This is a genomic window from Neobacillus phoenicis (assembly GCF_047302305.1).
Classification (GTDB): Bacteria; Bacillota; Bacilli; order Bacillales; family Cytobacillaceae; genus Neobacillus.
In genome coordinates this window covers 4,241,681-4,256,786 of record NZ_CP154847.1, presented here as the reverse complement: position 1 = coordinate 4,256,786, position 15,106 = coordinate 4,241,681, and the positions used below count along the sequence as shown (strand labels likewise).

General features: G+C 36.3%; 17 protein-coding genes and 1 pseudogene. 13 read left to right on the top strand and 5 right to left on the bottom strand.

The annotated features are described in order from the left end of the window. Positions 1-12: 12 nt before the first annotated feature. A complete protein-coding gene (locus AA0X95_RS21820; protein ID WP_413301537.1) occupies positions 13-921 on the bottom strand; it encodes a COX15/CtaA family protein in 909 nt (302 codons plus the stop codon). A 518-nt stretch (positions 922-1,439) separates the two neighbouring features. Here AA0X95_RS21820 and cyoE point away from each other — a divergent pair. From cyoE to eis, 8 genes are all read left to right on the top strand, one after another. Next, positions 1,440-2,378: a heme o synthase gene (cyoE, locus tag AA0X95_RS21815; RefSeq protein WP_413301535.1), complete on the top strand. Its 939-nt coding sequence runs from the start codon at positions 1,440-1,442 to the stop codon at positions 2,376-2,378. Positions 2,379-2,500: 122 nt separating this feature from the next. Continuing rightward, complete coding sequence (coxB, locus tag AA0X95_RS21810) at positions 2,501-3,562, top strand: cytochrome c oxidase subunit II (protein WP_413301533.1); 1,062 nt, start codon at positions 2,501-2,503, stop codon at positions 3,560-3,562. 31 nt (positions 3,563-3,593) lie between these two features. Further along, complete coding sequence (gene ctaD / locus AA0X95_RS21805) at positions 3,594-5,465, top strand: cytochrome c oxidase subunit I (protein ID WP_413301531.1); 1,872 nt, start codon at positions 3,594-3,596, stop codon at positions 5,463-5,465. Next, entirely contained in the window at positions 5,465-6,091 is a 627-nt protein-coding gene (locus tag AA0X95_RS21800; RefSeq protein WP_413301529.1) for a cytochrome (ubi)quinol oxidase subunit III, read from the top strand. The genes ctaD and AA0X95_RS21800 overlap by 1 nt, the downstream gene beginning before the upstream one ends. Positions 6,092-6,095: 4 nt before the next feature. After that, the gene (ctaF, locus tag AA0X95_RS21795; protein WP_413301527.1) at positions 6,096-6,431 is read left to right on the top strand and encodes a cytochrome c oxidase subunit IVB; all 336 of its coding nucleotides are present in this window, start codon (positions 6,096-6,098) and stop codon (positions 6,429-6,431) included. A gap of 143 nt (positions 6,432-6,574) precedes the next feature. Next, on the top strand, positions 6,575-7,480 hold the full coding sequence (gene ctaG, locus AA0X95_RS21790; RefSeq protein WP_413301525.1) for a cytochrome c oxidase assembly factor CtaG: 906 nt from the start codon (positions 6,575-6,577) through the stop codon (positions 7,478-7,480). 119 nt (positions 7,481-7,599) lie between these two features. After that, positions 7,600-8,064 carry a DUF420 domain-containing protein gene (locus tag AA0X95_RS21785; RefSeq protein ID WP_413301523.1) on the top strand — a complete coding sequence of 155 codons (465 nt, stop codon included), beginning with the start codon at positions 7,600-7,602 and terminating at the stop codon, positions 8,062-8,064. Positions 8,065-8,174: 110 nt separating this feature from the next. Next, positions 8,175-9,350 carry an enhanced intracellular survival protein Eis gene (eis, locus tag AA0X95_RS21780; RefSeq protein WP_413301521.1) on the top strand — a complete coding sequence of 392 codons (1,176 nt, stop codon included), beginning with the start codon at positions 8,175-8,177 and terminating at the stop codon, positions 9,348-9,350. Positions 9,351-9,586: 236 nt separating this feature from the next. Here eis and AA0X95_RS21775 read toward each other — a convergent pair whose 3' ends face one another. After that, complete coding sequence (locus AA0X95_RS21775; RefSeq protein WP_308080293.1) at positions 9,587-9,946, bottom strand: YugN family protein; 360 nt, start codon at positions 9,944-9,946, stop codon at positions 9,587-9,589. 191 nt (positions 9,947-10,137) lie between these two features. Here AA0X95_RS21775 and AA0X95_RS21770 point away from each other — a divergent pair, with 191 nt between their 5' ends. Next, positions 10,138-10,563 carry a CBS domain-containing protein gene (locus tag AA0X95_RS21770; RefSeq protein WP_413301519.1) on the top strand — a complete coding sequence of 142 codons (426 nt, stop codon included), beginning with the start codon at positions 10,138-10,140 and terminating at the stop codon, positions 10,561-10,563. A 265-nt stretch (positions 10,564-10,828) separates the two neighbouring features. Then, positions 10,829-11,806, top strand: a complete 978-nt coding sequence (locus AA0X95_RS21765) for a CAP domain-containing protein (protein ID WP_413301517.1) — start codon at positions 10,829-10,831, stop codon at positions 11,804-11,806. A gap of 215 nt (positions 11,807-12,021) precedes the next feature. Here the strand turns inward: AA0X95_RS21765 and AA0X95_RS21760 are convergent. The 3 genes and pseudogenes from AA0X95_RS21760 to AA0X95_RS21750 form a co-directional block, all read right to left on the bottom strand. Beyond that, positions 12,022-12,217: pseudogene (locus tag AA0X95_RS21760) on the bottom strand (transposase); the annotation flags it as partial. 552 nt (positions 12,218-12,769) lie between these two features. Then, entirely contained in the window at positions 12,770-13,138 is a 369-nt protein-coding gene (locus AA0X95_RS21755) for a hypothetical protein (RefSeq protein ID WP_413301515.1), read from the bottom strand. A gap of 19 nt (positions 13,139-13,157) precedes the next feature. Further along, the gene (locus tag AA0X95_RS21750) at positions 13,158-13,640 is read right to left on the bottom strand and encodes a PaaI family thioesterase (protein ID WP_413301513.1); all 483 of its coding nucleotides are present in this window, start codon (positions 13,638-13,640) and stop codon (positions 13,158-13,160) included. Between the two features lie 148 nt (positions 13,641-13,788). Here AA0X95_RS21750 and AA0X95_RS21745 point away from each other — a divergent pair, with 148 nt between their 5' ends. The 3 genes from AA0X95_RS21745 to AA0X95_RS21735 all read left to right on the top strand — a co-directional run bounded on the left by AA0X95_RS21745 (position 13,789) and on the right by AA0X95_RS21735 (position 15,097). Further along, positions 13,789-14,199 carry a YlbD family protein gene (locus tag AA0X95_RS21745; protein ID WP_413301511.1) on the top strand — a complete coding sequence of 137 codons (411 nt, stop codon included), beginning with the start codon at positions 13,789-13,791 and terminating at the stop codon, positions 14,197-14,199. Positions 14,200-14,216: 17 nt separating this feature from the next. Continuing rightward, positions 14,217-14,456 (top strand): YlbE-like family protein, encoded by a 240-nt coding sequence (locus AA0X95_RS21740; protein ID WP_413301509.1) that lies wholly within the window; start codon positions 14,217-14,219, stop codon positions 14,454-14,456. Positions 14,457-14,737: 281 nt separating this feature from the next. Then, positions 14,738-15,097 carry a hypothetical protein gene (locus AA0X95_RS21735; protein ID WP_413301507.1) on the top strand — a complete coding sequence of 120 codons (360 nt, stop codon included), beginning with the start codon at positions 14,738-14,740 and terminating at the stop codon, positions 15,095-15,097. The last annotated feature ends 9 nt before the right edge of the window (positions 15,098-15,106 follow it).

Here is a 15,106-nt window from a genome sequence, read left to right as displayed (position 1 = left end):
CTTACGCTTTTCTTACGAATGATACTTTTTAGAGCGAGAATATAGAAGAAGAAAATAACTTAACATTCCAAATAAACAAGTAATAAAGAAAGCATGAAGAAGCGCAATATACAAATTAAGTCTACTAAATATGATAAATGCCCCGGCAATCACCTGTAAAGAAACGAGGATGAATGATATAATCCAACCCCAAAATAAAACTTTTTGATGCTTGTAGTGGCGAATAACGATAAATAAAACATATGCAATCCACAGAAAAATGAGCCCTGCGGCTGCTCGGTGACCCATTTGAACCCATTCCCACATATCAGTAGGAAATGCCGGATTTTCATTTTTGCATAATGGCCAATCTAGACAAACCAAGCTAGACTTTGTATGTCTAACTAGGGCTCCTGAATAAATAACAAGATAACTGTAAATAGAAATTCCAACAATGTGGAAGCTCATCCTTTTATCAATCAAGAGTTTATCGGCCTGGAATTTCTTATCGACCTCAAAAATAAGAAGTGTCAACAAAAACACAGATGCGAAAGAAATGAGTGAAATTCCAAAATGTAATGCTAAAACAAAACTTGATTGCCCCCATTTTACTGCCGCCGCACCAATTAATGCTTGTAACAGTAAAAAGAAGAATGAGAGAAAGGAAAGAAACTTTGTCTCTCTAATGTGGCCAATAGCCTTCCAAGACCATACGGATAGAACAAGCACCATAACTCCACCTACTCCTGAAACAAGCCGATGTGCAAGTTCGATTGCTAATTCTGGAGTTATTTCTAATGGAAGAAACTTACCATTACATAAAGGCCAAGATCTTCCGCACCCCATTCCAGAGCCAGTCTTTGTTACTAAAGCTCCGCCAATTAAGATTAATATCATTGCAATTGTGGTTGCAACAGCCAACCACTTTAAAGAGCGTCGCAAAAAATCACCTCATAAATAGTTCAATAATTTGTCATTGGATATTCCTGACAGTATAATAAATGAAAAAGTAACTTGATTAAAAAGTCCTTATTTATCATAACGAATAAAGTCGAAAATGAACAGGATTTAAGCATAGATTTTTATAGAAGTTTACTAACAGAAAAAGGCAATCGGATAATATATATTTTCCACTATTATTATAGTGAAAACTATTGAAACTTTGAAAAGTGCGTGATAGAACTATATATAGTGGTTTTTTGTTGATATTAAAGGTGTGTCACAATTTGGTCAAAAATTATTCGAAAAAAATTCACAAAAATATCAAAAAGTGTGATTTAATATACAGAGAAAGTGTTTTTTGAATCACTACTTTTTACGTTTATTTATGATTGAAATTGTTTAATTTAGATAAACTGATTATCCCTAATTTTTTGTAAAAAAAATAGACGGTAAAATTAGTAAGTATTGATAGCTGTTAATTGGTGAATATTTGTTATGAAGGATTAGGAGGAGAAATTATGTCCAACACAAAGGCTTATGGAGATCCATCCATTGAAAATGGTTCTGCAAGCCTGCATTCTAACATAGAAAAAACCTCAGTATGGAAAGACTTTATGGCTTTGATAAAGATAGGAATCGTAAATTCCAATCTTATTACAACTTTTACTGGACTTTGGTTGGCCTTGCATTTTTCAGGTCAAAGCTTTTTAGGAAACTTAGACATTGTATTTTATACAGTGGCTGGTTCTTCACTAATCATTGCGGGTTCATGTGCTATAAACAATTACGTTGACCGTGATATCGATCATCTAATGGAGAGAACAAAAGGAAGACCCACTGTAACAGGAAAGGTATTGCCGGGGAGAGTTCTCACTTTAGGTATTTTACTTATTGGACTGGGAACACTGTTCTTATTCTTAACAACCATGACTGCAACAGTTATTGGACTGCTTGGAGTTTTTAGTTATGTAGTTCTCTATACTCTATGGTCTAAGCGACAGCTTGTTTCTAATACGATCATTGGTAGTATCTCAGGAGCTGTACCACCGTTAATCGGTTGGGCAGCTGTAGATGCAAATCTTGATATTATGGCATGGTCGCTTTTTGTATTAATGTTTGTTTGGCAGCCTCCACACTTTTATGCTCTAGCAATGAGGAGAGTAAAAGAATATAAAGCAGCAGGAATTCCAATGCTTCCTGTCGTGAAGGGCTTTAAAACAACAAAAATTCATATTGTACTTTGGGTGGCGGCACTCCTGCCAATCCCATTTTTTCTTACCAAATTAGGAATCCCATTTCTAATCCTTGCAACTCTGTTAAATATAGGGTGGCTAGTATTAGGGATTTATGGATATAGGATCAAAGATGACATAAAGTGGGCAAAACTAATGTTTGTTTACTCCTTGCAATATTTAACTATTATTTTTGTGGCGATGGTGATTGTTACATTAATTTAGTTTTGCTTGCTTTGGCTGACTTTTAGGTTTTAAATTCTCCTTGAGTCAGCCACCTACATACTTCTTTGACCAAGCATTATATATTTAGAATTTTATTAGCGAAAGAGGGGTTTGATTAAGCTATGAAAAGGCTTGCAAATTGGCGTTTAGTATCGTTGTTTGCGATGATAGCGCTTTTACTCTCCGGATGTGGCAAACCATTCGTTTCCGCGTTAAAGCCAGCCGGTGAAGTTGCAGACATGCAATATGATTTAATGAAGTTAAGTACTTTAATCATGGTTGGAGTTATTGTTGTAGTCATGATTATATTTGTTTTGGTATATGTTCGTTTCCGTAGAAAGGACGACAAAAAGATTCCAAAGCAAGTAGAAGGAAGTCATAAACTAGAAATTATTTGGACTGTTGTACCAATCCTTTTACTTCTAATCCTAGCTGTCCCAACTGTAGCAGCTACTTTTAAACTTGCTGATGTTGATCAGATGGACAAGAAAAACACTAAAGCATTAGTAATTAATGTCCGTTCACATTTATATTGGTGGGACTTTGAATATCCAGGTCAAAAGATTGTGACGAGTCAGGAATTAGTTGTTCCGACAAATGAAAAAGTTTACTTCAGCTTAAAATCTATGGATGTTAAACACTCATTCTGGATTCCAGCAGTTGGTGGAAAATTAGATACCAATACCGAAAATATCAACAAATTCTGGTTGGAATTTGATGACAAGCGCGCTAATGAAGCTGGAAATCTATTCTACGGAAAATGTGCTGAGCTTTGCGGCCCAGGCCACGCTCTAATGGACTTTAAAGTTAAGGCAATTAGCCGCGACAAGTTTGATGCTTGGGTTACTTCAATGCAGGATATGAAAGAACCACAAAAAGCAACAGGAGCTTTAGCATCACAAGGTCAAGAAATCTTTAATAAGAGCTGTATTGGCTGTCATGCTGTAACTCCTGCTAATAAAATGCCTGAAACTGCACGTATTGCGCCTAACTTATCAAACTTTGGTGAAAGATCACGTGTAGCAGGTGTATTAGACCATAATAAAAAAGAGTTAAAAAACTGGATTAAAAATCCTGAAGCATACAAGCCTGGGAACTTAATGACTGGAAAATATCCAGAAATGTCTGATGAACAGCTTGATGCGTTAGCCGAATATTTAATGAGCTTAAAAGTTCAGGAATAAATGGGGAATTGGTTGAAAGGGAGGTAAAATTGTGAGTACCTTAGCTCAAAAAAAGGGATTTGGTGCGACTTTGTGGGACTTTTTAACAACTGTTGACCATAAGAAAATCGCCATCCTATATCTTATTGCAGGTGGATTATTCTTCTTAATAGGCGGACTTGAAGCTGTCTTTATTCGTATCCAACTTGCAGTACCTAACAATGATTTTGTCAGTGCAGGTGCATTTAATGAAATTATTACCATGCACGGAACAACAATGATATTCTTAGCCGCAATGCCGCTTGTATTTGCATTTATGAATGCGGTAATGCCATTACAAATTGGAGCACGTGACGTAGCATTTCCATTTGTTAACGCTGTTAGCTTCTGGTTATTCTTCTTCGGTGGTGTGTTCCTAAACCTTTCTTGGTTCTTAGGTGGAGCACCTGATGCTGGTTGGACTTCTTATGCATCACTTGCAATGGCTTCAAAGGGTCATGGTGTTGACTTTTATATTTTAGGTCTACAGATCTCTGGTTTTGGAACATTAATGGGTGGTATTAACTTCCTGGTAACGATTATTAATATGCGTGCACCAGGGATGACGTACATGAGGATGCCATTGTTTACTTGGACAACATTTGTAACCTCAGCACTTATTTTATTTGCATTCCCTCCACTTACAGTGGGTCTTGTATTAATGATGTTTGACCGCATGTTCGGAGCTAATTTCTTTGAAGTGGCAGCCGGCGGTAACACAGTAATTTGGGAGCATCTCTTCTGGATTTTTGGACACCCTGAAGTATATATTCTGATCCTTCCTGCGTTTGGGATTTTCTCGGAAATTATTCCAATCTTCTCTAGAAAACGCTTGTTTGGATATTCATCCATGGTTTTTGCAACAGTTTTAATTGGTTTCTTAGGCTTCATGGTATGGGCTCACCATATGTTTACAACAGGTTTAGGTCCAGTTGCAAATGCTATTTTCGCGGTTGCAACAATGGCAATTGGTGTACCTACCGGGATTAAGATTTTTAACTGGCTTTTAACAATGTGGGGTGGAAGTGTTAAATTCACCACACCTATGCATTGGGCATTTGCCTTTATACCATCATTTCTTGCTGGTGGGGTAACAGGAGTAATGCTTGCTTCTGCAGCTGCGGATTATCAATATCATGATACTTATTTCGTTGTTGCACATTTCCATTATGTAATTGTCGGTGGTGTTGTCTTTGCAATTTTTGCAGGAACACATCTATATTGGCCAAAAATGTTTGGAACAATGTTAAATGAAACCCTAGGAAAAATTACTTTCTGGTTGTTCTTTATTGGTTTCCACTTAACATTCTTTATCCAACACTTCTTAGGTTTATGGGGAATGCCACGTCGTGTATTCACATACCTTCCAGGTCAAGGATTTGAATTAGCAAACATGGTAAGCTCAGTTGGAGCAGCATTCATGGGTCTTGGTGTCATTATTATGTTAATTAACATCATTATGACATCAGTGAAAAATGTAAAGGTTGGGAATGATCCATGGGGCGATGGAAGAACACTTGAATGGTCTATTCCGTCACCACCTCCATTCTATAACTTTAAACAGTTGCCACTTGTTCGTAGTTTAGATGCATTTTGGGTTGAAAAAATGGAAGGGAAAGAGGCTATGACTCCTGCCGAGCCGCTTGGTGATATCCATATGCCTAATTCATCCTTTATTCCATTTATTATGTCTGTCGGCTTGTTCATTGCTGCTTTTGGTGCATTGTACCATCAAGATAAGGTTTCATGGTCTCTACCAGTTATGATTCTAGGCCTACTAATAACATTGGGTTCTATGTTCACTCGTTCAGTTAAAGATGATCATGGTTTCCATATTCACAAGGAAGAACTTATTGATGAAGATGATAAGGGGGTTAAGGCATAATGCACGCTGAAGAAAAATTCACTTATGAAACATGGCCTGCTGCGCCGGAGAAAGCAACCCTTGAAGCAAAAAATAAGTTTTTAGGTTTTTGGTTCTTCTTAGGAGGAGAGACGGTTTTATTCGCCTCCCTCTTTGCAACCTACTTAGCTTTAAAGGATAAAGTGGGAGATTCAGCTCAACCGCTAGCAAAGGATTTATTTGAACTTCCATTGACCTTTGTAGCAACAATGTTGTTATTAACAAGCTCACTAACAAGTGTATACGCTATGTATCACATGAAAAACTTTGCTTTCAAGAAAATGATGGTATGGCTTGGTTTAACTGCTTTATTAGGAGCAGGCTTCTTAGGACTAGAGGTTTACGAGTTTTCTCATTATGTTCATGAAGGACATAAGTTTACAAGTAGTGCGTTCGGTTCTGCCTTCTATACGCTTGTTGGCTTTCACGGAGGCCATGTTGCGTTTGGTTTATTATGGTGTCTAACATTAATGTTCCGAAATGGAAAACGTGGTTTAGACCTATACAACGCGCCAAAATTCTATGTATTTAGCTTATATTGGCATTTTATCGATGTTGTTTGGGTATTTATCTTTACAGTAGTATATTTAATGGGAATGGTGGGATAAACTGATGGCAGATCAACAATTAAATTCAGGAAACCCAAGAGTTGACATTGAATATCGTCGTCGGAAAAGTACTGAAGAGATGAGATATCAAGTGGTATCTTTTACCCTAATGATTTTCTTAACTCTAATCGCATTTGCTGCAGTAGCTGTTAAAGGATTGACTGCATGGTTTACAGTACCATTTATTATCCTTTTAGCTGTTGTTCAAGTAATTTTCCAACTATACTATTTCATGCATATGAGCCATAAAGGACATGAAGCTCCATCTCTCTTCTTATACTCTGGAGCGTTGGTAGGAGCAATAACAATACTAGCTTTTACAACCATTATTTGGTGGTAAGAACTGGCTATAAAAAAAAGAAAATCGGCTTAAAGCCGATTTTCTTTTTTGAAAAAATGGAAAGTTTTCATGGATTGCTTAACTTATTTACCACGGGTATAATATAGTCAACAATTCTTTCAATTAACATTGAGGTGATTTCGGTGCTTACATTAGATATATTTGGATTTAAAGCACTTTGGAGCCCGTACTTTTTATTAATATTATTTGCATTAACGGTAGGTTATTTTGTTCTTACAACAAAGTATAGAAGGTTATTCCCAGGGAATGAGCCATTGACTAAAAAACAAAGCTCATTATTCTTATTATCCATTATTCTTTTATACGCTATCAAAGGGTCCCCATTGGATTTATTAGCACACCTAATGTTCTATGTCCATATGATGCAGATGGCCGTGCTAGTTTTAGTTATACCCCCTATTTTTATTTTGAGTATTCCAAACTGGGTATGGCAAAAGCTCCTGAGCGTTAAAAGAGTGGATTCTTTGTTTACATTCCTTACAAAACCACTAATTGCATTAGTCGTATTTAATGGCTTGTTTTCATTCTACCATGTTCCAATTATATTTGATCATGTCATGCAGAATTTCTGGCTTCATGCAGGCTATTCGATTCTTTTATTTCTAGTTTCTATTTTTATGTGGTGGCCTTTACTCAACCAGATGCCTGAACACCAAACTTTAAGTGGGTTGAAAAAGGTGGGTTATATTTTTGCAGACGGTATCTTGTTAACTCCAGCATGTGCACTTATTATTTTTGCTGATAATTCTCTCTATGCAACGTATTCGGATCCTCATGTATGGGGACAGGTTATGAGCTTATGTGTAGGGGCAGCTAATTTTGAAAGCTTAAATTTAAGTGGTCCAGCACTTTTTAGTTCCATGTCAGTAATTGAAGATCAACGACTTGGTGGAGTATTAATGAAGATTATCCAAGAAATCATCTATGGTGTGATACTAGGACGAGTTTTCTTTGAATGGTATCGTAAAGATCAGGAAGAGTCTGAACGAGAGATGAATCAAACATTAAATCCATCTCCGATTAAATAGTCCCCCAACAAATTGGGGGATTTTTTTCGAGATTTTTTTATTTTATTCGGAAATTGATTGAAATAAAAGGGTTGTTACACTACTATTATTGTAGAATAAACAAAAGAGAGGACTTTTAAATGAATTCCTTACCGATTTTACCTACGATTAGTACTTCCTTTATTGTTTTAAGTGCCATAACAGTTGCCATTGGCTGGTGGCAAATTAAACAAAGAAAAATAGAAGCACATAAAAAAACCATGTTTTTCGCAGCTGTTTTTGCACTAATCTTTTTTATTATTTATGCTTCGAGAACTATTTTTATTGGGAATACTTCTTTTGGCGGACCAGATGACATTAAAATTTATTACACTGTATTTTTAGTATTTCATATTACATTAGCTACCATCGGGGCAGTCTTTGGAATTGTTTCATTAACAACAGGGTATAAAAATAACCTTGCCCTCCATCGTAAGCTTGGTCCTGTAACTAGTATTATTTGGTTCTTTACTGGTATAACTGGTGTGGCTGTTTATCTTTTACTATATGTTTTTTATCGTGGTGGAGAAACCACTTCAATGATCAAAGCTATCCTAGGTTTTTAACAAAAAGTGCCGAGAGAGGCACTTTTTTTGTTTATTTATCAGAATGTTCCCTTTTTTTACTATAACACTTTATAATAAAGTTATGTTTTTTATGAATAGGGGGTCATCAATTGGATATTAAGGTTCTAACGGAAAATTATTTTTTAGAATCACTAAAACTCTCGGAGTATGCTTTCCAATATAAAATTGTTGAGGAAAGAATACCTGCAAGGAGAGATATGTTAAAGAAACATAAGATATTAGGAATCTTAGAACAAGAGAAGCTTGCAGCTAAGCTACATATCATTCCTCTAGCAGTCAATATGAATGGTGAAGAGTGGAAAATGGGAGGGATAGCTGGTGTTGCTACCTATCCTGAATACCGCAGAAGTGGGTATGTACGATCATTAATGATAGAGGCGTTGAGACAAATGCTCGCTGACGGTCAAATTGTTTCTTTACTTCATCCTTTTGATTTTTCATTTTATCGGAAATATGGTTGGGAGATATTAAGTGAATATAAAAAAGTATCTCTTGAAAAAAAAGATTTAGCTTTACTGCCAATATCGCCAGGGAGAATCATTCGATATTCTAAGGAAGATTTTCCACAGGATATCAATCATATCTATCAAATGTACTGTAACCAATTTAATGGAATGCTGGTTCGTTCATTTGACTGGTGGAAGGACCAAGTTATTGATGATAATTCTCAAATTGCTGTTTATTACAATCAAGCAAATGAAGCGAAGGGCTATATCCTTTATCATGTGAAGGACAGAAAAATGGATGTAGAGGAAATGGTGTGCCTTAACCAGGAAGCAAGAGTAGGATTGTGGAACTTTATTTGTCAGCATGATTCTATGGTAGAGAAGGTGTTTCTAACCCTGCCGATTCATGACCCTTTTCCATACTTTATTCAACAGCCGAAGGTAAGCATGGAATTACAGCCGTATTTTATGGCACGGATTGTTGATGTAGAGGAATGTTTAAGGAAGTTTGAGTTCAATTCAGAAACTGAGCCTGTTTTTCTCCATTTAGAAGATACCTTTGCACCATGGAATAATGGAAGCTACTTAATTGGTCATGACCAATTAAAAGTGTTTAAAGAAAAGAATGGTAGCCAGTGTGTACAGCCGCCAAAGAGGGGAATCCACTTATCAATTAATGACCTGTCTGCCATCATATTTGGTTATAAACGGCCATTAGAGCTGTATCAAATGGGCTATTTAAAGGGTAGCGAAGAAGAAGTTCAAAAGCTTGAGAGAATGGTTCCGCATATCAAATCATCATTCTATGATTTTTTCTAATAAAGAATCCTTGTTAAAGGTCTCTGTTGTTTAATAGACAATGTTGATTGGAGCGGAAGGCACGAAGACTCCTGCGGGAGAACGGGGCAGGGGAGACCCCGCAGGAGCAAAGCGACGAGGAGGCTCCCCGGCACGCCCGCGGAAAGCGAAGTGCCTGGAGCGGAAATCAACATCCAAGTATAGCGCTGTCAATATAAAAAAGGAAGGACAGTGGTCCTTCCTTTTTTATTAGTAAATTACAATGCGAATTTACTTATTTCTGTGTTAATGTTCTCAAGAATTTTCTTGCATTGATTTACAAGAGAGGATGGGAAGTTTTCTCCTTCACCATACTCAACACCATGTGGATAGTAATGCTTTCCTAGTAACGGTGTCATCAATTGGATGGTTGCTTTAAAAGTATCAACATCACCTTCCACAGAATAACCTTGTACACGAAGGTAAAATACACCTTCTTTTAGTTCAAATTTGCGGTCATATGTAACACGTTCGTAATCCCATTGACCTGCACGAACTAAACCGTAATCAGTCATGACCTCATCTAAACGGTTTAAATCTGCTTTTAACTTCTCAATTCCCGTATTCTCGAATTTCATTATGAATCCCTCCTAATGACGCTTGCTCTACCCCTATGTTTCCTTATTGGTTATAGCAAATATAATTCATTTTAATAATAGTTGAAAATGTTTCAACTTGCAATGAATTCATTCATCGAATAAAACATTCATGATTGGAAATTATAAAATATGGTAATGAGTATAATTGAAAATCATGGAGGGTAAAATTAATGGAAAAAATTCGTGACATTATGACAGACAATGTAGAGTGTTGTACCTTACTAGATAATATGTACGAAGTAGCTCTTAAAATGAAAGAACTTAATGTAGGGGCAATCCCTATTGTTGATCAAGAAAAAATAGTAGGAATGATTACTGACCGTGATATCGTTATTAGAGGTGTCGCTGAAAAACATCCTGGGTCAACTAAGGTAGAAGATATCATGAGTAGTGAGCTGATAACAGTCTCTCCTGAAGCTACTAGCCAAGAGGCTGCAAAGTTAATGTCTCAGCACAAAATTCGTCGTTTACCTGTTGTAGAAGGAGAAAAGTTAATTGGTATTGTTTCACTTGGTGATTTTGCCGTTCGTGAATTATCAGATGATCAAGCAAAGGAAGCTTTGACAGAGATTTCTGAGAACGGGATACAACATTAAAATTATTATATTAAGAATAGGATTTTTCACGAAAACAGGTACCATTTGTACCTGTTTTTCTCCTTTTATCAGACATTTTCGATAATATCTATTACTTATCGGGGTATAAATGATATAATTATCTTATCTATACATATAATGATAGAAAAAGGAATAGAGAGGGTGACAACCTCTGCGAACGCTTGTTAGAATTCTGATACTCTCAGTTGTTTTTTTATCCATTGGATTCTATGTTAGTATAAATGAAAAAACTGGAAATAATGTTTTGGTAAAGGAAGATCACACTGAAGAAAGCAAGATATCTTTACCACAAAGTCCAGATTTTAAGTCTAATAATAAAACAGTTTCTGAAAAGCCAAAAGAGGGTTTAGCTCTAATGATTGGGCAAGATGTCTCCATTTTAGAAAAAGAATTTGGGACACCAGTGCGTAAGGATGAATCATTGTATGGCTATCAATGGTATATCTATAATCAGGACTACAAGAGATATTTACAGGTTGGGGTAGAGAATAATAAAGTTGTAACAATCTTTGCAATTGGTAAAAACTTAGATGTTGCCCCTTTTGAAATTGGACAGTCAGTGGAAGAAATTTTTAATACTCAATACATTGATACAAATATTAATTTGGATTGGGAGGGTACAACGTACCGTTTTGAACTAAATGATACCGATCTGAATCTTCGACCAATGGTTCAGTTAGGGGATATTTATGTCCAGCTTTATATAGATAAATTTACAGGCAACCTTTCAAGTCTCCGGTTTCTAGATGCTGAAACACTAATTAAACAGCGTCCATATGAATTAGTTTATCAAGGAGAGTTAGTTGATGAGCCTGTTCTTTCAGATGAAACATGGAGGAGTATTGAAGTTGGAACTGAGCAGGAGATCTTTGATATTACCAATGTATTGCGACAAAGACACAAATTGAAACCTTTAAGATGGGATGAACTAACAGCAGAAGTAGCTTATGGACATAGTAAGGATATGTCCGAGAACAATGACTTTTCCCATACTTCCAAGAAATTCGGGGACCTCACAAAGAGATTACAAACAGCTAAAGTAGCATATCAAGAAGCTGGCGAAAATATTGCTGCAAATTACACCGATGGACCTGCAGTAGTGGAAGGATGGCTTAATAGTAAGGGACATCGGGATTCTTTATTAAATAAAGATTTTTCACATATTGGAATAGGTGTATTCCAAAAATACTATACACAGAACTTTATTAAAAAAGTTGAATAGGCTTATGAATGAAAAAGGTGACATATTTGTCATATCAGATTGTCGAGAAAGGGTATTTTTCTCGGCAATTTTTTATTTTGTCAATCAAAATTTCGATTTATTTTTTTGATTGTCCCTCCTAACTGGCATGTTGATTTCCGCTCCGGTCACTCGCTTTCCGCGGGGAGGTCCTGGAGGAGTCGAGTGCCCTCCGCTCCAATCAACAGGGGGCCAAATCAACCTAAAGTATTGAAACACACTTTTTCAAACTTTGTTAAGTGTGTTTCAATCTTTTTAATGTTTTGGCAGACCTGCAGTAAGAAGAGCCTGTTCACTTACATTCAATAATCCACGTAACCGGCAGTAGTGAAGCCCATGCAGATTTTTTGAGTCTGCGAAGCGTCGCTCAATTTTTTCCTTTCTAAATTTATTAAGCATTTTTGCCAATTTAGATAAGTGATTTGAACTTACCTTTTCCTTGTTCTCCTCTTATACATGTCGTGTAACAACTTTTACTTTATTTTTAAACGTGTACAAGCTGTAATAAGGACGGATTTTTTCAAAAAGAAACGAAAAATCATTATATTTATAAATCAAACGGAGAAGATGGTTATCAGGAACTAATTCATCAAACAGAACAAATTCATATTCACATGGCTAGACTATTTAGGATTAAACATTTATTTCACGACTTATTTTTAATATATTAGTTAAAGTATAGAACTCTATGGAAACACTCTGTTGATTGGCACGGAAGGCACGAAGACTCCTGTGGGAGTACGGGGCAGGGGAGACCCCGCAGGAGCGCAGCGACGAGGAGGCTCCCCGGCACGCCCGCGGAAAGCGAAGTGCCTGGAGTGCCAATCAACAGACGAATTGAAAGCGAATATACTAATAATATTATAATGAGTTAACACGATGAATTAATAAAGAATGTAGATAAAGTATTAGGCTGCCGAGAGTTTTTCGACAGCCTGAGGTGACTTATTGGTCACGTTTATTTTCAATTTCATAATGGCTAAATAGAAAGGTAGATCCTTCCCACTTACCGAACATACGAATATGGTCACCAACAACAAAAGAATCTAATTGAATATTTTTAATTATTGGAGTGATTTTTTTAGCAGTAATTAATTTGGTTGCTGTTTGGAGTTTCAGTGTTTGTACATATATGTATCGATGATAATAAAAGCGTTGTTTTTCCTCGTTCATGCTCTTTATTTCACCTGCTAATATGGATTCCTTGGGTATATTACTAACTGAGAGCCATTTATTATCTTGTTCTTTCATCTCTTTTCTTGTAAGCCAATAAAAGTAAAGACAAATGATTGGTATTACAATGGCGGTGACCATTTTTAAGCAGCCTCCTCCATTATTTACTTATAATAAAAAACGTTCCTGTTGCATGGGCGATTTTTTTGCCGTCACTTCGATATGCTTCCCCAGAAATAACCATGGTTTTGCTTCCTTTATGGATAATTTCCGCTTTGCAGCGTAGTACGTCTCCTGTTCCAGGGGCTGTGTAGTGGATATTAAGTTGATTTGTGACAGCACCGAATCCTTCAGGTAGATAATAATTCGCCAAGCTTCCCATGGCAGTGTCAAGTACTGTTGCTGTAATACCCCCATGCAATATACTTAGATTATTATTTAGGACAGAATTTACTGGAATCGTAATTTCACAGGTATTTTGATCAAAAGTTCTTTCCATATGGAGAATTCCATCAATAAAAGTACTTTTGTTTTGAATAATCTTTTTTTGCACACCTTCAAGTAAGTGGTGTAATGCATCAAGGTCTGTTTCTGTCCCATTTTCAATACAAGAATCTAATAATTGTTGTAATGCATCTTTCATTATAATTACCTCTTTCATTTCTTTTTCTTAAGTCATCTTACCACTAAGATATATATTTATAAATAATTTCATTTCCATTTGCATTTCACATTTCTAATTTTCTTACATATTGTATTATTGGCAATATATATGGGCAGAGGTGAGAGAAATGTCGCAAAAAAAATTACATCCCTCCGTACTGCAATTCAAAGAATTTGTAAAAAATAACCCAAATATTATTAGAGAAGTTCGGAATGGAAAAGCTACGTGGCAAGAACTGTATGAAGATTGGTACTTATTGGGTGAAGAAGATAAAAGATGGGAATCTATCGGTGTAGAAACACGTTCGGAACCTGAAGCAGAGAGTAATGCTAAGGGAGATTGGATGTCAAATATTATGGGAATGGTCAAGAAAATGGATCCAAACCAAATGCAAAATCATATTAATAATCTAAGTCAGGCACTAGGTGCTATCCAAGGTGTCATTGCACAGTTTCAAGGTGGGAATCCAAATGCATCAGCAGGTCCTGTAAAGACTCAAGAGGGGCCAAAACATCCTTTTTCATTTCGAAAAGACTAATAGAAGGGAATTAGATTATGCGAAGAGATGTACTTGATTATTTAGAAAATCAAAAGGAGTTAAAGAAGTTTGTTCGCGAACAGCCCTATTGGTATCGAAAACTATCCAGAAATCCTTATGACTTACAATCACTTGAAATTGCCTCATTACATTATTATAAGAAAACAATACCGCACCAAGTTGAAAAGTTTTCGAATAGCGTGCAAATGGCATCGATGATGTATTCAATGTTTCAGGCAATGAAAAACCAAAATTAACCAAGGACCACATGGAAAAAATGTGGCCTTTTTTTAATGTTTAGGAAATTATAAAAAGGTACGAGTGTAGATAACTGAACTAGTTGTCTGAATCTAGCTCCAGCGCCTAGCCCCTCGGGTCAAATAACCTTCGGCAAGAAAAGTCAAAAGGCGGACTTTTCCCGCCGAAGAACATTTGCCTGTCGGGGCTGAACGAGGCGCTTCCGCCTTTTGTTTTTTCAAGTGTTAGATAGACTAAAAATTAAAAAGGAGGCGAACAATACTATAAAGGAGTGATTGGTTTGAAAAGGTTTATACCATCTATTGTTCTTCTACTTCTATTGCAAGGAATGGTAACAATTTTTCATTCAAGCGCACAAGAAATACCTACATTAATGGTACAGCACGAAACAAAGGGGAAAGATGTATTTGTTGAATGTATTGTAACAGGGATCACCTTTAGAGAATCGAACCAGTCAAGTCGAAAAATTGGAAAAATGGTTATCTGGATTGATGGCAAACGAAATAGAGAGGTAACGACTGCTGCATTTATAATTAAGGGACTACCTCAAGGTACTCATAGAGTAAGGCTTGAGGTTGTTAAGTTAAATAATGAGCCGTTTGGATTGGTGAAAGAATTTATGGTAAATGTCCCTAAATAAAATGAAGTT